Genomic DNA, 19,283 nt, shown 5'->3' with positions numbered 1-19,283 from the left:
CCCCCGGCTCATGCCCTGATCATCAATACGTCGGCCAGGCTGAGCCCGTCATCGCGGGCACGGGCCCTCTGGCAGGAACGGGGCGGGCTGGACCGGCCCTCGCGTCATTCGGGTCCGCGGCCACCATGCGGCCTCCCCGAGAGCGGTCGCGGTCATGGATCCTTCGTACGGGCGGCTGAGGCCTGCCTGGTGTCCGCGCCGGAGCTGACGTGTCGCTGAGTGTGCTGGGGGCCGTGCCAGTCCAGGCACATCACGGTGGCGTCGTCCTCGAGGCGGCCGCCTGCCGCGTCGAGGACTGCGGAGGTCAACAGCAGCGCGGTCTCCCTCGGGTGCAGATCCCGGGTCCTCTCCAGCAGGTCGGCAAGGTCGACCTTGTCTCCGTGATGTTCGAGCATGCCGTCGGTCAGCATGAGCAGACGGTCACCGGGGCGCAGATCGATGTCCTGGGCGCGGTAGGGGTGGGGTACGCGCACGGACAGCCCGAAGGGATGGTCCACCTCGCAGGTGATCGTCTCCGTGATCCCGTCGCGCATGCGCAGGGGCCAGGGGTGGCCGGCGTTGACGAGCTGGGCCCGCCCGGTGCGGAGGTTGATGCGCAGCAGCTGCCCGGTGGCGTGGCCGCGGTCGTGGTCGGCCAGGGCCTGGTCGGCCAGGTGGGCCTGCTCCGCGAGACCGGCTCCTGCGCGGCGGGCGCCGCGCAGGGCGCCCACCAGGACCGTGGCGGCCAGGGCGGCGTCGATGTCGTGGCCCATGGGATCGGTCACCGATATGTGCAGGGTGTCGCGGTCCAGGGCGTAGTCGAAGGTGTCGCCGCTGAGGGCTGCGGAGGGCTCCAGGCTCCCGCACAGAGTGAACTGGGCGGCCTCGCACGAGAGCGACGGCGGCAGCAGCTGGTACTGGATCTCCGCTGCCAGGGTGGGTGGCCGGGAGCGTTTGCCCCAGGTGTACAGATCGGTGAAGCGCCCGTTGGCGATCACGACGTACGCCAGCACGTGGGCGGCTTCCCCGACCGCTTCCAGGACGTCCGGGTCGGGGCTGGCCTGCAGGAGCAGTTCCAGCAGTCCGATGGCGTCTCCGCGGTTGGTGATCGGAAGGATCACCTGCTGCCCCTGGTCGGTCGCCTTTTGATACGGCCGCTGGGTCCGGATCACGACCTCGTAGACGCTGCCGAAGAGAGGGATCCGCTCCGCCTCCCGCCCGTCCCCCACCGCCCCGGCTGTGGACAGCCGCGCCACTGCCTTCCCCGTCAGATCGACGATGAGGAATGACACCTTCGTGGCGCCGAAGCGCCGCCGCAGCTCCTCCGCGAACACGTCGACGGCCTCCACCGGCGCCGCCCTCTCCGCAGCTGTCAGGAGCTCGGGATACCCACTGCGCCCACCACTCACGACCGCGGTCCTTTCACCGCCCCCTATCAGGGTGGAAGCTGCCACGCCGAGCGTCAACCGCGGCCGATCACGGGCCATGCTTCGACTGCACCGCCTCGATCGGGCGACGGCCTCGTTCGCTGACGGTCAGGATTCGGCCGACAGCCGTGCGTGCTCAAGTCACGCAGAGGTCTTCGCTGCGCCCCGCCCTGGGTGCGCATCTGCTCGTTGATGCGCTGGGCGTCTTCGAGCTGGTCTTCGAGAACGACGATGCGGCAGGCGGCCTCTATGGGCGCGCCCCCGTCGACGAGTTGCGGGCGCGGGCCGCGATGCGCAGCTGGTAGCGGGAGTAGCGGCGGTGTCCGCCTTCCGAGCGCGGAGGTGTGATCAGGCGATTTCGCCGAGGACGCGCAGGAAGGCGGGGGTGGTGCCGAGCATCTCGGCGGCCCGGCCCATGGTGTAGGCGGGGTAGTCGTCGTCGAGATTGTCGACGGGACGGGGACCGGCAGGGGGCATAGACCTCTTCTTCCGCAGACGCGTCGGGGGGCCCGGGTGCCGTGCCGGCACCCTGGCCCCGACCTTGCAACGCCATCTGCCGGCACACTGCGCCGGCCTGTTTCGTCCACAGGGGCCTGGGAGGGCGGGGCTGCGGGAGCGCGCATGCGTGACCGGGGACCACCTTCCAATCCGGGGCCTGCGGTACTGCTCACGACCTCTCGGGGGTCGTGTCCTTCTTGACCTGCTCGCACGCAGTTCATGTCTGCCGCGCCCACTGCGACTTCCTGTGTACGACAAACAGTAACCCTACAATGAGCAAATTTCTACTCTGACCACAAGAGATTTCCTTCTGGGCTGATGCATGCACCTCTAACCGTATGCGCACTCGGAAGAGCGCTGCCTTTGGTGACATCGCCGACCCGAAGGGCGTCCAGGCCGGGGGGCGGCGCCGAAGACCGCCTGCCGCACATCGCGCCCCGGCACAGTGCTCCCCGAGGCCGTCGCCGAGACCGTCGACCGGAGCATCACCGGCGTCCGGGGGCGTACTCCGATGAAGAGGACGGGCGCTCTCCGTCGGATGGCGCCAACCATCAGCCGCGCATCGCCGCCGTCGCCAAGGCCCGAACCGGTGGTGGACGACGGAGAGCAGCCGGCTTGCGGACCGGACGGCGGGCGGCGTACGAACAGGGGGATGCCTCGGCGACGGCCCGACCGTCGCCGAGCAGCACGCGGCAACGTGTGTGACGAGCGGCGCGAGCCCGAGCCTGTCGCGGTCAGTAGGTGGCGAGGGAGATGGCGGCGTAGTGCGCGGTGAACGCTGCCACGGTCAGGGCATGGAAAACCTCGTGATAGCCGAACCAGCGGGGTGAGGGGTCGGGCCGCTGCAGGGCGTAGACGACCGCGCCCGCGCTGTACAGGAGACCGCCGACCACGATCAGGACGACTACGGCTGCTCCGCCGGTGCGCAGGAAGTCGGGCAGATAGCTCACCGGCGCCCACCCCAGCGCCAGATAGCACGGGGTGTACAGCCAGCGCGGAGCTCCCACCCACAGGACCCGGAACGCGATGCCCGCCAACGCTCCCGTCCAGACGATCCACAGCAGCACGGACCGCTGGTCCGGCGGGAGGAGGAGCACGGCCAGGGGGGTGCAGGTGCCCGCGATGATCAGGAAGATGTTGGCGTGGTCGAGGCGTCGCAGGAGAGCCTCGCCGAGCGCTCCCCAGGTGCCGCGGTGATAGATGGCGCTCGTCGCGAACAGCAGGCAGGCGGTCACCGAGTACACGGCGCAGGCCAGGACCGCCTGCGGAGTACGGGCCAGGCAGATGAGTACGACGCCCGCGATCAGTGCGGCGGGGACCATTCCGGCATGGAGCCAGCCACGCAACCTCGGCTTGATCGGTTCGGCCAGGTCGGCCACCCGCTCCACCAGAGCAGCAACCGGGTGAGCCCCCTCCCCCGCATGGTCGCCTTGTGATCCGCCGGGCAGCCCGTCTTCGCGGCGTTCTCCACGCCCTGGGCCGACGTGACCGGATTCACCTTTGGCGGCGTCGCGGGACACAGCTTCTCGTCCTCCCTCGGGCAACTGGGCGTCACTTGCAGCAGTGCGGTAATGCTAAAAGATCTCAGTCCGACAGCATCATGTGAGGTCAGTCCAGCGCCCCAGAGCCACATCGCCGGGCATGGGTCGGCTCGCCGCCGTGTGAACTCCAGCCCCGTGGACGCTGCCGCCGATCGGGCTTGTCCAAGCCGAGTAGATCGGCCGGTCGTGAGAACGATCAGGGCTTACGAACGGGCATCTCCGCTCGCCTACGCGCAAGGATCGCCGATGCTTCCTGATTCCGCCCCCTCGTATCCGCTGCCCTGGCAAGCCTGGAGGGCGTCGCCGGCATCGCAGCAGGAGAACGCTTCTGGTCGGAGCTGTGGAGGTCTTCGGGCACCGCTTACCTGCTGCCCGTCAACGTCAAGGCTCTGGTGCTGCGTTCTCTGGCAGGAGAGGGGACCGCCCTGGCCCGGCAGATCCTCTCGGCCGTCGATGAGATGACGCCGCCCCAGCGCGTCGCGGCCGGGGAGGTGATCGGTCAAGCCCTCGCCGAGTCCGACCATTTACCCGACCTCAGGACACAGGTGCTGGACGGCAAGCCTTCGTCGACGCCTGGACGGACGCCTGACCGGCCACCTCTCCAAGCTGCACGAACAGCCGCGCAGGGCATGCGACCCCCGAGCCCGCCGCCTGAAGCGACTGAGGTGAGGTGTTCCGGTCCCAGGTCCCACCGGTCCACGCGCCGCAACAGCAGGGCCGCGCAGCAACGGCTGCGCGGCCCCTGATCCTGTGCACGCCTGGCACGACAGCAGTCGCCTTCGTCCAGGTCTGCGAGGTCAGGCCAGGTTGATGTTCTCGGCCTGCGGGCCCTTCTGGCCCTGGGTGACGTCGAACGTCACGGCCTGGCCCTCCTGGAGCTCACGAAAGCCTGTGGAGTTGATCGCGGAGTAGTGCGCGAAGACATCCGGGCCGCCGCCGTCCTGGGCGATGAAGCCGAAGCCCTTCTCCGCGTTGAACCACTTCACTGTTCCTGTTGCCATGTCTTATGCCTTCCAGTCGATGAACGTCTCCCACTCCCCGTGGCAGACGGAGGTGATCGCCCTGGTCCCTGCGGCACAGCACAGCAAAACGCCCACACCAGAGGCGTGGGCAAGAGGGAATTCCGAACCACGACAGCTGACCTAGAGGCTACACGCCCACACACCGCGTCACCATAGGAATGATCACGCTGCACACCGAGACCGTGCGTGCGATGCCCGCCGACGCGGACGGGCACGCTCATCTCATGCTGCTGCTGTTGGGTTCGCTGATTCGGCGGCGCGGCGATATTCGGCGTTGATGCGCTGGGCTTCCTCAAGCTGATCTTCGAGGATGACGATCCGGCAGGCGGCCTCGATGGGGGTCCCGTGGTCGACGAGTTCCCGGGCGCGGGCGGCGATGCGCAGTTGGTAGCGGGAGTAGCGGCGGTGGCCGCCTGCGGAGCGGAGTGGGGTGATGAGGCGGGCTTCGCCGATGGCGCGGAGGAAGCCCTGTGTGGTGCCGAGCATCTCGGCGGCCCGACCCATGGTGTAGGCGGGGTAATCGTCGTCGTCGAGACGGCCGAACGTGTCGTCTGCTGTCATTACACCTCTCTGTGGAACGCGTCGAGGGGCCCTGGCGCCGTACTGGCACCAGGGCCCCGGAGGAACTACTACACCATCCACCGGCCCTGATACTGCACCGGCCCTCTGTTTCCGCAGACCCGACCGAAACGCTGCCGGGACCGCGGGGATCGCGGTTGCTTGACCGGAGACCACCTCACTATCGATGTCCTGCGGTACCCGGGTCCTGGACTTCCGCCCGGGCGATCCTGATGGCGCTCGGCTCCTCCGTTCTTCCCTCTTGATCAACTACTCACTGCGGCCTCGTACAGCACCACTCTTCGGCAGCCGGCCGTCGCCCGTCCTGCGTCTGCTCTGGCTTGGGCCCCGACCGCCGAACCTCCCGGTGCGCGCGCCCGCAGCCGACGCCTTCACCGAGGTACTGCTCACTGACTTCGCTGCTGGGTACTGCGACCTTTCAGTGATGGTTCCACTCATGGCAGCCCCTGATCACTGCGGGCCACCCGGTCCGGTCGTCAGTCCCGTCGCCGTCCTGCAACCGCTCTGGCTTCGGAACTCCACCACCGCACCGTCCTGCGAACTGCAACTGCCGTACTGCTGCCCGGCAGTTCATCTCTGCCGGGCTCGTTCGATCTCGACTACGAGAGAAACCATAACCACACTGCCACCCAATGTCTACTCCGGCTGGCACAGATTTCCCCATGGTCGAAGACGAGGTAATCCACCTCGACCGGTCAATGGGTGGCTCAAGCAGCTCCGCGGCCCAGTCCGGCGCTCACAGGGACCCACCGCCGCGCAGCACGTCGGGCTGAGCGTGACGTCGCCGACTGCGCCGCGGCTGCCGTCGGCGGGCACCGGCCAACAGTGCGTCCTGCGAAGAACACCACCGACCGGCACGGACGCTTCCAACCGCTACGCCCCGCAGGTCGGCCGTTTACGGGCACCGCAAGAGGGTCTGCGCCATCCTCGACGATCCCGGGATAATCGCGCAGGTCGTGGACGCGCTCGCCCGGGCGGTGGCATCGCCGCGGGTGGGCCGCGGCTCGAACCGGTACGGCTCCCGTCTCGAGCAGACGGTGGGCTGCCGGGACACGGGCTCACGGCAGCAGGTGCCGTCATGCGTCGACTGGTGGTCCGCAGTCCCCTTCAGGCAAGCACTGCGGCTCTGCGGGGTTGGCGGGTGGAGGGCGGAGCACAGGGGTGGGATAGGCACGGACAGGGCATGGACGATCCAGAGACCAGGGATTCTGATGATCACGGTCATTGCCGGCGCCGCCGCCGTCCGGTCCGCAACGGCCGTTGCCGACGCGCGGGACACGGCACGGGCCTTCCTCTCCGGCCGCTGAGCGACTGCGCCGGGAACCCGCTGCACGCAGTGTGGGCCCGACCGGCGTACCGGTCGGGCCCACACTGCTGGTCAGATGTCGGCTCGTGCCTGTTGACCCGGTCAGACCGTCACGGGGGCGCCGAGCATCGCGGAGGCGTGCTGCAGCGAGCCGGGGATGCCCCGGGGCTCGGCGTTGGGGAGGGCGCGGCAGGTGAAGCCGAGCTGAGTCATGGCCCGCAGGACTTCGGCGGCGCTGAAGTCGCGGCGGTCCTGGCGGGTGATGACTTGGCCGACTTGTTTGACGGGGTAGTGGCGGCGGCCGATGATCACCGATTCTCCGGTGACCGGTTCGGGCTTGATGCCCTTCATCGATTCCAGCACTCCGCCCTTGGTGAGCTCGAAGGGGAAGCGGGCGATGACGCAGCGCATGTGGCCTCACAGGGAGAAGGGAAGAATGGTCCGACCAGGGGCGCGGAGTTTCGGCGGGAGAGGGCGGCGATGCCCGGGGCGCTGCCTTGGTCGGCTACGACTCGCAGAGCGCCGGGCCGACGGGAGCGCATCGCGTGCTCGGCTTCGCCATCGTGGTCATAGGTGGGGTGAACGATCCGTGGAAGCCACGGATGTCGCGCAGGCGGACGCGGTCCGTGCGAGCGCCGCGGTCGCGGACGGTGGTGAGGTCGGTTCGGGTCACCACGCCGATGGGCTGGTCGTCCTGGTCGCAGACGACCAGTCGGCCCGTGCGTGCGGCGGCCATGACGGCCAGCGCCACCTCGACGCTCATGTCGTCGCAGACCTGCGGCCCGGCCGCGTCCATCACCTCCACCGCCGTCCTGTGCACGGGGTTGGCGTCCGCCGTGCGGGGCTGCATCTGAATCAGCGTCAAAATGTGCCTCCTGCCGAGATGGGTCGACTTCCTGATCACGAAGTTCGCGGCTAGGCCACCGTGTCGAGGACGGGCCGGCGTACGGGGGCGCGCCGGGTCGCCGAGGAAGGGCGGCGTCGGCCTCGGGAGGAAGCGCTGCGCTTGGGGCGTTCGACCACCGGTACGGTGATGACGACCGGGATGCCGGACGGGGCCTGGGCTCCGGTGATCCGGCTCAGGGCCTCGTCTCCCGAACGGATCTGGGTGGTCTGCGGCCGGATTCCGGCGTCCGACATGAGGCGGACCATGCCTCGGCGCTGGCTCGGTGTGACGAGCGTGACGACACTGCCGGACTCGCCGGCGCGGGCGGTCCGGCCTCCGCGGTGGAGGTAGTCCTTGTGATCGGTCGGCGGATCGACGTTGACGACCAGGTCGAGGTTGTCGACGTGGATGCCGCGCGCCGCGACATTGGTCGCCACCAGCACGGTGACGTGCCCCGTCTTGAACTGCGCCAGCGTGCGGGTGCGCTGCGGCTGCGACTTGCCGCCGTGCAGCGCCGCGGCCCGTACCCCGCTGTTGAGCAGATCCTGGGTCAGCCGGTCGACGGCGTGCTTGGTGTCCAGGAACATGATCACGCGGCCGTCGCGGGCGGCGATCTCGGTCGTGGCTGCGTGCTTGTCCGCGCCATGGACGTGCAGGACGTGGTGCTCCATCGTCGTGACCGCACCGGCCGACGGGTCGACCGAATGCACGACGGGGTCGGTCAGATAGCGGCGCACCAGCAGGTCGACATTACGGTCCAAGGTGGCGGAGAACAGCATCCGCTGCCCCTCCGGACGCACCTGGTCGAGCAGTGCGGTGACCTGCGGCATGAAACCCATGTCGGCCATCTGGTCGGCCTCGTCCAGCACCGTGACATCCACGTGGTTCAGCCTGCAGTCGCCGCGGTCGATGAGGTCCTTGAGCCGTCCGGGCGTCGCGACGACGACCTCGGCCCCGCCGCGCAGCGCGCCGGCCTGCCGGCCGATCGACATCCCGCCCACCACCGTGGCCAGCCGCAGCCTGACGGAACGGGCGTACGGCGTGAGCGCGTCGGTCACCTGCTGCGCCAACTCACGCGTCGGTACGAGGATCAGCCCCAGCGGCCGGCGGGGCTCAGCACGCCGTCCAGCGGTACGGGCGAGCAGGGCGAGGCCGAAGGCGAGGGTCTTGCCGGAACCGGTGCGCCCGCGGCCCAGGACGTCACGGCCCGCCAGGGAGTTCGGCAGCGTCGCTCCCTGGATCGGGAACGGTGTGGTCATACCCTGCTTGCCGAGTTCGGCCAGGAGCTGCTCGGGCATGCCGAGATCGGCGAACGCCTCGACGGCGGGCAGCGCGGGGGTGATCGTCCTGGGGAGCGCGAACTCACCGCGCACGGCGGCGGGCCGGCGGCCGGAACCGCCAGGACGGGCAGGCCCGCCGGAGCGGTGCGGTGCCTGCGTCGCGAAGCGGCTGCCACCCTTTCCGGCGTCGGCACTGCCCTTACGGGCGCGGGCGTAGCGGTCGTTCGTGGGTGTGCGGTTCATGCGGAACCTTCCTCGATGTGGCACATATCAAGGAATTCCCGCTGCGATGAGCGGCATGGAGAATTACAAGTATGGACCGATGACAAAAGAAAGCAGATCTGGCCGACGGAATTCTCCGGGGCACAGGCGCAGAAAGGGAAGACGCAATGGGGACCTTGAGATCCGGGCGTCGACTGCGGTGCAGCTCTTCAGGATGCGTCTGCATGCCGGAAGGAGGAGTCGCGCGTGTTGAGACTGCGGATTCCTCCACGTAGTCCCGCGGGAAAAAACCGACGCGGGAGAAGCGTACAGCTGGGGCCCGCACCCCGAAGGATGCGGGCCCCAGCTGCAGATTGTGCGTGAGCGTCAGGCGAGAACGATGTTCTCGGCCGTCGGGCCCTTCTGGCCCTGCGCGATGTCGAAGGTGACCTTCTGGCCTTCGAGCAGCTCACGGAAGCCCTGCGCGGCAATGTTCGAGTAGTGGGCGAACACGTCAGCGCCGCCACCGTCCTGCTCGATGAAGCCGAAGCCCTTTTCCGCGTTGAACCACTTCACGGTACCAGCAGCCATGTCATATCTCCTTGGGGCAGCACATCGGAGTCCGCACTGCGCGGACGCCGCGTCGCCGCGATGATTACCCCGCCGGAAATGACCGGAAATACAGAAGCGCTCCCAACCGACAGAACCGGGTGAGGCACCTGAAGTTTCGGGAACCACAACTGCAACTGAGATCGACAGTAGCACACTGAAACGGCCCGTGCACGTAACGCAATTCCGCTCTGCCCAGTGCGGGAAAAACTCTCACTACGTGGTCCGTCAAAGCCTCACTTCGCGAGCACACATATTGATCCACTCGGAGTGCTACGTTCCAGGAAGAGCGGTCTCAAGAAGTGCAACCCCGGCCGCCAGGGGGTGACGACGTACGCGGCTGTCCGCAACAGCCTTCGGAAACCGTCCAGCGGCACCCTCGCCTCGCTCCTGGTACGGGCCACTTGCGCTGACGGCTGCACTGGCAAGAGGCAGCCGGTGTGATCCGTCGCCAGGGCGGAGACGCTGGCGCACACGGAGCGCGCGGCGTCCAGCTGCCCGTCATTCCGAAGGAATGCGAAACCCGAAGTGCGGGACGGCGTGGTAGAAGTCCGCGGCGGGAAGATGCGACACGACCTTGAGGCGGTCGATCCCGGCGGCACGGGCCTCGGACTGCATGTGCGCCACGAGCAGCCGTCCAATACCCCGGCCTTGCACTTCGTCGGCGACGAACTGGTCAGATGGCCCTTCTTGGCTGTTCTGAGTCGCCGCGAGGGCCTCGGAGCGTCAAACGAGCGTCACGAGAGCCGCGCAGACCGGCTGCAGCGGTGGGCCGTCGCATACGCCCCGAGAAGACCGACGCCACACCGGGCCGCACGGCGCACCTCGTGGCGCTCGCCGCGGCGCACAAGGCCCACGACCGCTCCTGATCCGGCGTTCGTGGTTCCCGGTCACGCGCAGCAGGTTCGGGGACGGCGGCGCCCCTCAGCTTCGTACCGAGTCTGCCCTTGGATGCCACGTTCCGGTCACCGCCGACCAGGTGTCGGCGGGCGGCGTGACGACCCCATGCACGTGGGCCTTGACGGACTGATAGCCCTTTGAGGATCCTCCGATCCACTCAGGCCCCTTCCTGGATCTTCCTGTTTCGCAGGTCAGACAGCCAGACGCCGCCCGTTGTCGCCACGCTCGTGGACCAACTCGGCGACGTAGGCGTTGGCTTCGGCCTCCACGGCGGCGGCCGGCATTCGCCTCGCGCCCTCGCGGACGATCTCGTCCGACAGGGAGCCGTCCTTCGAGTCGAGCCGTCGGCGTTGACAACGGTGAGCACGAGCGCATCTTGCCGACCGACGATGCAACGTCGGTCTACTCGACGGCCATCACGGGATCCTTCGGGAAGGTACGTCCTGCGCGTTCCTTCCGGAGCTGATCCACAGGACTTGAGCACTGCTCGCGATGGCCATGTGGGTGCGCCGTACTCGGGCCACCACACCGGCCGTACCGCAGCCTTTACGATGACTCCTATTACCGCGGTGCGGAAGGAGACGCTGGGCATGCGACGGCTGGGGGATCTGGAGGCGGAGATCATGGACCGTCTTTGGAGGTGGAGGCGCCCGGCGACCGTGCGCGAGGTCGTCGACGACATCAACCGTACCCGGCCCGTCGCCTACACCACCGTGATGACCGTGGCCAACATCCTCCACAGCAAGGGCTGGCTGGTGCGCGAGCAGAAGGACGGCCGCGCCTGGCTGTACGAACCGGTCCGCACCCGGGAGGAGTACGCGGCCGCCCTCATGGAGGACGCCCTGAGTACCAGCGAGGATCGCCCCGTGGCGCTGACCCACTTCGTGGACCAGATGTCGTCCGCCGAGATCTCCGCGTTGCGCAAGGCCCTTCGGAACGCGGGAAAGCGCGCGGACACGTGACCGGCGCTGCTGGAGGACAGGGTCGCGAAGACCGGAGGCGCGTGGGAGACGCGACTCCTGTTCGCCCCGCACAGCGAAGACCCTCGACTCACCATCCTGCGGAGTTCGCCGCTCCAGCCGCCCAGCGAGCCCGAGTTCGGACAGATCACCGACAACTTCCCGTGGCAGTACGTCGACCGCGGCTCCCCGCTCGCTGCTGGCGTCGACGGGCGCAGGCCGGATGTTGGGGAGGCGCAGGCCGGCTGACGGGCAGGTAGGAAATCGACCGCCAAGCGGGGCGGCACTGATCCACGTGCGGGACTCGAACTGCTGCGCCTTGCTGCAAAGGGGCTCGCCCGCCTCAATGAACTTCAAGCCGCCATCGGTCGCCCACAGCGCGACGCGTGACACCGACGCGCCGCGCGCAGACGACCGAGGAGTCGGTCCGGACGTTCGTCAGGCCTGGTAGGCCACCAGCGCCATCATCCCCGCCTCGCCGTGGTAGGCGTTGTGGCAGTGCAGCATCCACTGCCCCGGGTTGTCGGCGTCGAAGAACACGGACACCGTCTTCTTCGGCAGCACGATGGCGGTGTCCTTGCGCGGGCCGTCGCTGCCGAGCTGGTAGGTGTGGCCGTGCAGGTGCATCGGATGCCACATGGTGGTCTTGTTGACGAAGTCCAGGCGGACCCGCTCGCCCTGCTTGACCAGGACGGGGTTGGCGGTCGGGTTGTTCATGTCGAACCGCTTGCCGTTGATGCCCCAGTTGTACTTGCCCATGCCGCCGGTCAGTTCGATGCGGTGCACCCGGTCGGTCTTCTTCGAGTCGAGGCGGACGTCGTCCGCCGCCTTGAGCTGGGAGGCGGACATGATCATGCCGTCCAGCTGCGAGGGGCGGACGGTGGGCTTCGGCGTACTGCCGGATCCGGTACGCACCACTGCCATGGCGTTGGCGTTCTTGCCCTCGGCGAGGGCGACCAGGGGGAAGACACCGTCGTCGAGGGTGACGGTGACGTCGTAGCGCTCCCCCATACCGACCAGCAGAGCGTCGACAGATGTCGGCTCGACCGGGAAGCCGTCGGTGTGGGTGATCGTCATCTTGTGACCTCCCAGCGCCACCCGGTAAGCGGTGTCGCCGGCGGCATTGATGATGCGCAGCCGGATGCGCTTGCCGGGCTTGCTGGTGTAGATGTCGGGGTCGGCCGGGACGCGGCCGTTGACCAGGTGGTACGCGTACCTGACGTCGCCGGCGTCGCCGCCGAGCAGCTTGCTCTCGGCACCCATGAGCATGAACTTCATCGACATGCCGCCGGAGGAGGACGCGGACGGCGAAGCACTCATGCCGTCGGTGCTCCCGCCGCTCATGTCCATCCCGCCCATGTCGCCCATGCTGTCGGAGGACGAGCTGCTGGGGCTGGCGCTGGAGCCGCCGCTCATGTCCACGCCCCCCATGTCCATGCCGCCCATGCCCTGCTTGAGCTCGGCGAAGACCTCGTCGGGGGTGCCGGTGACTCCGTCGACCCAGTCGTCGAGGACGACGACCCACTCGTCGTCGTACTGGAGCGGTTCCTTGGGGTCTTCCACGATCAGCGGGGCGTAGAGACCCCGGTCGAGCTGGACGCCGACGTGCGGGTGGAAGAAGTAGGTGCCAGGGGCGTCGGCGACGAAACGGTAGGTGAAGTTGCTGCCGGCGCGCACGGCGGCCTGGGTGGCCGGGGGTACGCCGTCCATGTTCGCGCGCAGGGCTATGCCGTGCCAGTGGATGGAGGTGGTGGTCCGGTCCGGCAACTGGTTGGACAGCTCGGCGGCGAGCGTGTCGCCCACGGACAGGCGCAGTTCCTTGCCCGGGGTCCGTCCGCTGAAGGCCCAGCTGTTGGCCATGACCCCGCCGCCGAGGTCGAGCATGGCGCGCGCGGCGGTCAGGGTCACCTGCTGCGTCCTGCCGGTGCTCTTGCGCTTCTTCTCGACGGCGGCGACCGCCGCGTCATTGGGGCTGACCAGGGACGCGGTGGAGCTGCCGGAGCCGCTGCTGCACGCGGCGAGCACGCCCGCGCCCGCGACGCCGAGCCCGGCCAGCAGGACGGAGCGACGGTTGACGCTGTTCATGTGGTTCATGTGGTTCACGTGGAGAGTCCTCTACTCGATGTGCCGTCGGCCGGATCGCGCGCGGGCAGCACCGCTCGCGTACCAGGGGGACACGGCGGCGGCTCGCGGGATCCGGCCTAGATCAGCAGCCGGGAGAGGACGGAGAGATCGGGTGGCGCACGGTGTGACGTCCCGGTCGGATCGCGCCGGGCAGGCATGCCACGGAAGGCGTCCGAACGGACGAAGGTGACAGCGGCAGGCAGCGGCAGGAGTTTCGCCGTGCCTACGTCCCCGGCCGAGCAGTGCTGCAAGCCGGGACCCGAGCAGGCGCCGCCGTCATCGCCCATCGCCGTGTTCGCGGCCTTGAGGACCGTACCGTGCGCGGCCGAGACGGCCGTCGGGGTCATGGCGGCGGAGGTGTGGTCCATGCCGGCCATCGCGCTCATGGAGTGGCCGGGCATGACCGCGGACATCGCGTCGTGATGGACGAGGACGGCGAGTGCGGCGAGCAGCGCGACGACCACGGCCCGCGCGCAGCGCACCGCGCTGCCTCGGGCGCCGGCCCGCCGGTCCGTGGCTGTCGTCATCGCATTCCGCACCCTGTCTTGTCTGACCCGACCCGCCCACTATACCCACTGGGGGTATCTCGTTCTACTAATCGGGCTGCGCACACACCGTCGACCGATGACCGGCCGCCGCGGGGCACGCGGCACCCGTCACCCGGAGGCGGCCATCTTCTTGCCCGCCGGTGTGACGGCGAACCACGCGCCGTCCTTGCCCTGGCCGTTCATCTCACCGGCCTTGGTGTCGCCCATGTATCGGTACAGCGGCCAGCCCGCGAGGGTGATCTGCTTCATGCCGTCGTCACGGGTGAGGACACCGACCTTGGCCTGAACGCCCATCCCCTGAGGGGCGCCGTCAGCCATGACCGGCATCCAGGTCTCTGCACAGCTGCCGGTGCACATCGACATGTTCACCTGGTCCTTGCCGTAGCGGTAGAGCGTGAAGCCCTTGGCGTCGGTGACCACCGCCCCCATGCCGGACATCGTCTTGGACATCAGCATGTTCGTGCTGACCATATGGCCCGCGCCGCTGCTTGAGGTGGACGTGCCACCGTCGGCGGGCGCCGCGGTCTCGGCGGATGCGGAGGCCGCCGGTGCGGCCGCGCCGGTGTTCGCGGAGTTGTCGCTGGACGACCCACACGCGGTGAGCAGCAACGCCGAGGCGACGCCCGAGGCCATGACGAGGGCAATGCGGTGCCGGAACACGGAGTTCTCCCTTGTTGTCACACGGATTATCTACTGATGCCCTTAGTACGTTCGTGGACAGTGGACCGTTCAGGCACAGGAGGCGCACATGACGAGACCTTTACCCGGAGCGTGCGGCGAGGTCCTCGTCCGGCGTCGGTGAGATGGGGCGCCGACGCCAGGGGGGCAACGGCGTCGTCGATGCGGCAGCCGATGTCCGGGCAGGAGGTGGCCCCGGCGCGTCGGCACGGTCACGACGCCACTGCCGTGAGCTTCGGTTCGGGGCTCGCGGCCAACCGGCCCGAGCGCGCCAGCAGTGCGACGCAGCCGGCGCAGAACGCGCCCGTCGCCGCCAGCACCCACCAGGTCAGTTCCGGGCGCCCCAGTCGGTCGGCGGTGTCCCAGACAGCGCCGGTGGTCAGGTTGCCCAGCGTGATGCCCAGGCCGGCCACGGTGTTGTACAGCCCGTAGTGGGTGGCGACGAGGCGTCCGCCGGCCAGGGAGACGACGGTGTCCATCTCGAACGGGTAGACCATCGCGGTCCCCAGCCCCAGCAGGACCACCGCCGCGAACAGTGGTGCCAGCGCCACGGCCCAGGCCGCCGGGCCGGAGGTCCGGATCCCCGTGCCCGTATCGATGAGCGGGGGGAGGAAGGCCGTACCCATGAGCGCAATGCCGTACACGATGGCGCGCTGGGACGACCAGCGCGCCCGTGCCCATGCGGTGATCTTCAGCTGGCCGACCACGGCGACCGCGGCCGAGACCGCGAACAGGGCTGTGGTCACCGCGTCGCCCCGGTCCGGGGCGACGCGGTGCGCCTGCAACGGCAGTGCCAGGTAGACCTGGAAGGACAAGACATACGAGCCGATCATGGCCAGGGCGAAGAGAAGGAACGGGCGGTTGGCGACGACCGTGCGCCAGTCGGCCAGCACGCTGCCGGGTTCGGGCCGCGATGTGCCCGTGCGGGCGGGCAGCATGCGCAGCTGAATCACCGTCAGGGCGAGGAACAGCAGGGCGGCCACGGAACAGACCAGCCGGAAGTCTGCCGCCAAAAGGGCGAGTCCGGCCAGCGGGCCCACGAACATCCCGGCCTGGTAGAAGACGTTGAAGGCGGCGAACGCCTCCACACGCCGCTCCCCCGCCTCCTGTGCCAGATACGCACGGACGGCCGGATTGAACAGCGCGCCCGCGAACCCGGTCGCCGCCGATGCCACGACCAGAGCCGGCAGTGAGCTGACGAAGCCGAGCAGGCCGAAGCCGGCGGTTCGCAGCACAAGCCCTGTCACGATCACGGGCTTGTAGCCGAGCCGGTCGGCGAGCGTGCCGCCGACGAGGAACATGCCCTGCTGCGCGAAGTTGCGCACCCCGAGGACCAGACCGACCACCCAGGCAGCCAGGCCCAGGCCGTCAGCGAGGTGGACGGCGAGGTAGGGCATGAGCATGTAGAAGGCGGTATTGATGGTGAACTGCTGGATCATCAGCAGACGACTGCATCCGTTGAACGAACGGAACTGCACGGCAAGGGCCTTCATCGCACTGCCCCCTGCGGCACGGTGACGGTGGTGCAGCGGGTCCAACGCTCCACCGTGCGCTCACCCGGGTGCGCGATCTCGTCCGGCTCAGCGGCGGGGAAACTGCGCAGGAGGTCATGAGCACGGCAGAACTGGTCGCTGTAGACGGTGTTCCAGTAGCGGTGCACGCCGTCGGGGAAGATCGCCGCGATCCGGGTCCGCTCCGGTTCGGTCCGGGCCAGCCAGTTCGCGACGAGTGCGACGGCGCCCACGCTCCAGCCGCCGCTGGCGTAGTGGCCGCGGGCCAGTTGGCGGCAGGTCCACACCGCCTCCCCCGGGGCCACCCAGTGAACCTCGTCGAAGGCCGCGTGATCGACGTTGCCGGGATGGATGCTGCTGCCCAGGCCGCGCATGAGGCGGGGGCCGGCCGGCTGGCCGAAGACGGTGGAGTTCACCGAGTCGACACCGACGAGCTTGAGTTCCGGGGTGAAGCCGCGCAGGGTGCGGGCGATGCCCGCCGAGTGGCCGCCGGTGCCGACCGCCGCGACCAGGACGTCGATCCGTCCGAGTTGCACGATGAGTTCCAGGGCCAGCGGGGCGTAGGCGGCAACGTTGTCGGGGTTGTTGTACTGGTCGGGGCACCAGGCCGATGGGATACGGGCGAGCAGTTCGCGCACGCGCTCGCGGCGTGCCTCCTGCCAGCCGCCCACGGGACGTGGCTCGGTGACCACGTCGACGTGCGCTCCGAGCGCGCGCAGCTGGTGCACCATCAGCGGCTCCATGCCGGGATCGGTGACGAGGGTGACCGGGTGGCCGTTCGTGATCCCGGCCAGGGCCAGGCCGAGGCCGAGGGTGCCGCTGGTGGACTCGATGATCGGCGCCCCTGGCCGGAGGTCACCCCGTTTGCGGGCCGCGGCCACCATGTGGAGTGCCGGGCGGTCCTTGATGCCGCCGGGGTTGGCGCCCTCCAGTTTCGCCCAGAAGCCGCGGCCCGCCGGGTTGAAGGGTTCCCCGATCCACAGGACGGGGGTGTTGCCGACCATGCCGGCCGGTGAGCGTCGCGGCGCCCCGGCCGGTTCCGGAAGTCCGTGTCCCGCGAGGAACGAAGTGATGTCGTGCGACGTGACGTCGCGCAGCGCAGTGGTCATGTGGGGGTCCTCTCGCGGCCCCGCTCGCGCTGGGGCCGCGTGTCTGCCGTACGGGTGGGTGTGCCGGAGGGCCCGGCGGTGCACGCCGGGCGGCACGGTCACGTACGGCTGACGCAGACCAGGTTCAGCAGATGGGGGCCGCCGGGAGTCGGCACGGCCGCCGGGTCCCGTCCCCCTGGCGGGCCGCCCGACGGCACGGCATCGACCATGCGGTGTCGCAGGGAAAGCAGCGCGATCAGCGTGAACGCCAGTACCAGGGTCCCTGCGGGCACACGCGGGCCGGCGGGCCGGTCAGCCGGGTCGCAGCGCAGGATGCAGTGCCCACCACGTTCGTCCGCCCCGTGGTCCAAGGCACAGTCCGCTACCGCCCACACGGAGCGCGGGCTGTTCGCTCCGGCCTCCTGGTGCACCGCCGGCGCGGCCACGGTCGTGGCGTGCGGGTGGCCGTCATCCAGGTCCGCTGCGCACGCGACGGCGTGGGCCAGGAGCATCAGCACCAGACCCACGAGGAGGGCGAGGGCCGGCTTGCGCACCCTCGCGCAGCCGGCAGATTCCTGCGGCATGCGACAGATAGTAAGCGTACCGTCACGATCCGGCAGCTTTCGTCCACGTATGGGCGAAGTGGCTCGGAGACCAAAGCGCGGGTACATGTGTCCGGCCATCGTCCCGGACGAGGCGGTGATCGCCGTGCGCGAGGTGTTCCGGGAGCCCTCGTCTACGCAAGCGCCGACACGGTGCGGGACGCCCCCGGACCGCTCACCACGCCTCCGGCCAGGCTGACCGGGGCCAACTGACACACGGGATCGAGGCGGGTGAAGTGCGAGGCCACCTGACCCCCGGCGCGGCGAGGGCGACAGCTGAGACACCTGCCAACACCCAGGAGGGGCCCACCTGTCCCCGCACAGGGCCGCCCGGCCCATGCACTAAATCCCTTAGTGGGGGCAGGGTGGTCGTATACCGCCCCTCACGGAGGCAGTTGCAGCCCGCGTTCGCCTCTTCGATCCTGGAAGTGATTGCCATGATGTTCTGGTACGGCCGTGACATGAGCGGGTGGGGATGGTTCGGCATGTCCCTGGGCATGATCGTGTTCTGGGGCCTGATCATCACGGTCCTGGTGCTGCTCTTCCGCGCCTTGAACCGGCCCGCGCCGGGCGGCTCGCACGACGCCACCTCCTGTACGCAGCCGACGCCGCCTTCCGCCGAGCAACTGCTCGCCGAGCGGTTCGCGCGTGGCGAGATCGACGAAGAGGAGTACCAGCGTCGTCGGCGGGTGCTGCACTCCCCGAGTGCCGACCTGGCCAAGCACTGAAGCCGGCGGGCACCTCCCGCTCCAACTGCGGACCCCTGCGGGGCCCCCACGGATCTGTCATTCCTCAGTGAGCGCAGGAGAGCGCCATGAGCGAGGTCGACCGTCTGCGTAGGAATCCGGCCCGTCGGCGAAGGCCCGGCCGGATCGTATCGGGGGCGGTCGCTGCGGTCGCCCACGCCGCGATCGACGGGCACGCGGCCGGTCTGATCGGCATCGCCGACGCGCCCCGCGAAACCTCCGCCACGGCTGTAAAGGAGCTGCACGCCCTGGGCGTCGAGGTGGTCATGCTCACCGGCGACAACCAGGCCACCGCCGGCCGCATCGCCGAACAGCTCGGCATCGACACCGTCATCGCCGAAGTCCTCCCCGGCGACAGAACGGCCAAGGTCGCCGAGCTCCAGGCCACCGGCCGCAAGGTGGCGATGGTCGGCGACGGCGTCAATGACGCCCCCGCTCTCGCCCAGGCCGACCTCGGCATCGCCATCGGTGCGGGTACCGACGTCGCCGTCGAGACCGCCGACCTGGTCCTCATGCGCTCCGATCCCCTGGATGTGCCCACCGCCCTGCGCATCGGCCGCGGCACCCTGCGCAAGATGCGCCAGAACCCGGGCTGGGCCATCGGCTACAACGCTCTCGCCTGCCCATCGCCGCAGGTGTCTTCGAACCGGCCTTCGGCCTGGTGCTCCGCCCCGAGATCGCCGCGCCGTCCATGTCCGGTTCCAGCTTCATCGTCGCCGTCAACGCACTGTCCCTGAAGGGACTCCGGCTGCCCAGCGCGGCCCCCTCCCCCACGCCGGTCCCTCGGGAACCCGCCGCC

At 69.2% G+C, this 19,283-nt stretch carries 18 protein-coding genes and 2 pseudogenes; 4 read left to right on the top strand and 16 right to left on the bottom strand.

All coding sequences use genetic code 11. The features are described 5' to 3' along the window. Positions 1 to 152: 152 nt before the first annotated feature. The 10 genes and pseudogenes from OHB00_RS39645 to OHB00_RS39600 all read right to left on the bottom strand — a co-directional run. Complete coding sequence (locus OHB00_RS39645; RefSeq protein WP_406446176.1) at positions 153 to 1,328, bottom strand: PP2C family protein-serine/threonine phosphatase; 1,176 nt, start codon at positions 1,326 to 1,328, stop codon at positions 153 to 155. 236 nt (positions 1,329 to 1,564) lie between these two features. Beyond that, positions 1,565 to 1,883, bottom strand: a pseudogene (locus OHB00_RS39640) (MerR family transcriptional regulator); the annotation flags it as partial. A 755-nt stretch (positions 1,884 to 2,638) separates the two neighbouring features. Next, entirely contained in the window at positions 2,639 to 3,424 is a 786-nt protein-coding gene (locus OHB00_RS39635; protein ID WP_406442310.1) for a hemolysin III family protein, read from the bottom strand. An 818-nt stretch (positions 3,425 to 4,242) separates the two neighbouring features. After that, on the bottom strand, positions 4,243 to 4,446 hold the full coding sequence (locus OHB00_RS39630) for a cold-shock protein (protein WP_030052720.1): 204 nt from the start codon (positions 4,444 to 4,446) through the stop codon (positions 4,243 to 4,245). 243 nt (positions 4,447 to 4,689) lie between these two features. Further along, a complete protein-coding gene (locus tag OHB00_RS39625) occupies positions 4,690 to 5,028 on the bottom strand; it encodes a MerR family transcriptional regulator (protein ID WP_189593232.1) in 339 nt (112 codons plus the stop codon). Between the two features lie 1,426 nt (positions 5,029 to 6,454). Next, positions 6,455 to 6,763, bottom strand: a complete 309-nt coding sequence (locus tag OHB00_RS39620; RefSeq protein ID WP_406442308.1) for an SCO5918 family protein — start codon at positions 6,761 to 6,763, stop codon at positions 6,455 to 6,457. Between the two features lie 94 nt (positions 6,764 to 6,857). Beyond that, positions 6,858 to 7,202 carry a CBS domain-containing protein gene (locus OHB00_RS39615; RefSeq protein ID WP_406442307.1) on the bottom strand — a complete coding sequence of 115 codons (345 nt, stop codon included), beginning with the start codon at positions 7,200 to 7,202 and terminating at the stop codon, positions 6,858 to 6,860. A gap of 65 nt (positions 7,203 to 7,267) precedes the next feature. Further along, positions 7,268 to 8,761: a DEAD/DEAH box helicase gene (locus OHB00_RS39610; RefSeq protein WP_406442305.1), complete on the bottom strand. Its 1,494-nt coding sequence runs from the start codon at positions 8,759 to 8,761 to the stop codon at positions 7,268 to 7,270. Positions 8,762 to 9,106: 345 nt separating this feature from the next. Beyond that, positions 9,107 to 9,310 (bottom strand): cold-shock protein, encoded by a 204-nt coding sequence (locus tag OHB00_RS39605; RefSeq protein ID WP_014145516.1) that lies wholly within the window; start codon positions 9,308 to 9,310, stop codon positions 9,107 to 9,109. A gap of 519 nt (positions 9,311 to 9,829) precedes the next feature. Then, a pseudogene (locus OHB00_RS39600) lies at positions 9,830 to 10,000 on the bottom strand (GNAT family N-acetyltransferase); the annotation flags it as partial. 818 nt (positions 10,001 to 10,818) lie between these two features. On the opposite strand from OHB00_RS39600, the gene OHB00_RS39595 reads away from it, so the two are divergent. Then, a complete protein-coding gene (locus OHB00_RS39595; RefSeq protein ID WP_406442303.1) occupies positions 10,819 to 11,190 on the top strand; it encodes a BlaI/MecI/CopY family transcriptional regulator in 372 nt (123 codons plus the stop codon). A 435-nt stretch (positions 11,191 to 11,625) separates the two neighbouring features. On the opposite strand, the gene OHB00_RS39590 is transcribed toward OHB00_RS39595, so the two are convergent. From OHB00_RS39590 to OHB00_RS39580, 3 genes are all read right to left on the bottom strand, one after another. Further along, positions 11,626 to 13,272 (bottom strand): multicopper oxidase family protein, encoded by a 1,647-nt coding sequence (locus OHB00_RS39590; protein WP_406446174.1) that lies wholly within the window; start codon positions 13,270 to 13,272, stop codon positions 11,626 to 11,628. A gap of 116 nt (positions 13,273 to 13,388) precedes the next feature. Then, complete coding sequence (locus tag OHB00_RS39585; RefSeq protein ID WP_406442301.1) at positions 13,389 to 13,838, bottom strand: hypothetical protein; 450 nt, start codon at positions 13,836 to 13,838, stop codon at positions 13,389 to 13,391. A 129-nt stretch (positions 13,839 to 13,967) separates the two neighbouring features. Beyond that, positions 13,968 to 14,309, bottom strand: a complete 342-nt coding sequence (locus OHB00_RS39580; RefSeq protein WP_406442299.1) for a hypothetical protein — start codon at positions 14,307 to 14,309, stop codon at positions 13,968 to 13,970. Between OHB00_RS39580 and OHB00_RS39575 the strand changes: the two genes are divergently transcribed. Continuing rightward, positions 14,287 to 14,556, top strand: a complete 270-nt coding sequence (locus tag OHB00_RS39575; protein WP_406442297.1) for a hypothetical protein — start codon at positions 14,287 to 14,289, stop codon at positions 14,554 to 14,556. The genes OHB00_RS39580 and OHB00_RS39575 overlap by 23 nt on opposite strands. Positions 14,557 to 14,749: 193 nt before the next feature. On the opposite strand, the gene OHB00_RS39570 is transcribed toward OHB00_RS39575, so the two are convergent. The 3 genes from OHB00_RS39570 to OHB00_RS39560 all read right to left on the bottom strand — a co-directional run bounded on the left by OHB00_RS39570 (position 14,750) and on the right by OHB00_RS39560 (position 17,720). Continuing rightward, entirely contained in the window at positions 14,750 to 16,030 is a 1,281-nt protein-coding gene (locus OHB00_RS39570) for an MDR family MFS transporter (protein WP_406442295.1), read from the bottom strand. Next, positions 16,027 to 17,157: a PLP-dependent cysteine synthase family protein gene (locus OHB00_RS39565; RefSeq protein ID WP_406442293.1), complete on the bottom strand. Its 1,131-nt coding sequence runs from the start codon at positions 17,155 to 17,157 to the stop codon at positions 16,027 to 16,029. Before OHB00_RS39565 ends, OHB00_RS39570 begins: the two co-directional genes overlap by 4 nt. Before the next feature lie 98 nt (positions 17,158 to 17,255). Then, on the bottom strand, positions 17,256 to 17,720 hold the full coding sequence (locus OHB00_RS39560; protein ID WP_406442291.1) for a hypothetical protein: 465 nt from the start codon (positions 17,718 to 17,720) through the stop codon (positions 17,256 to 17,258). 455 nt (positions 17,721 to 18,175) lie between these two features. Here OHB00_RS39560 and OHB00_RS39555 point away from each other — a divergent pair, with 455 nt between their 5' ends. Together OHB00_RS39555 and OHB00_RS39550 are read left to right on the top strand one after the other, a co-directional pair. After that, positions 18,176 to 18,466 carry an SHOCT domain-containing protein gene (locus OHB00_RS39555; protein WP_406446173.1) on the top strand — a complete coding sequence of 97 codons (291 nt, stop codon included), beginning with the start codon at positions 18,176 to 18,178 and terminating at the stop codon, positions 18,464 to 18,466. Between the two features lie 86 nt (positions 18,467 to 18,552). After that, entirely contained in the window at positions 18,553 to 19,221 is a 669-nt protein-coding gene (locus tag OHB00_RS39550) for an HAD-IC family P-type ATPase (RefSeq protein WP_406442289.1), read from the top strand. The last annotated feature ends 62 nt before the right edge of the window (positions 19,222 to 19,283 follow it).

The organism is Streptomyces sp. NBC_00631 (genome assembly GCF_045206895.1).
In the GTDB taxonomy this organism is placed as follows: Bacteria; Actinomycetota; Actinomycetes; order Streptomycetales; family Streptomycetaceae; genus Streptomyces.
Note: the sequence above shows the minus strand (reverse complement) of the source record. Positions and strands in the feature narration are given on the sequence as shown.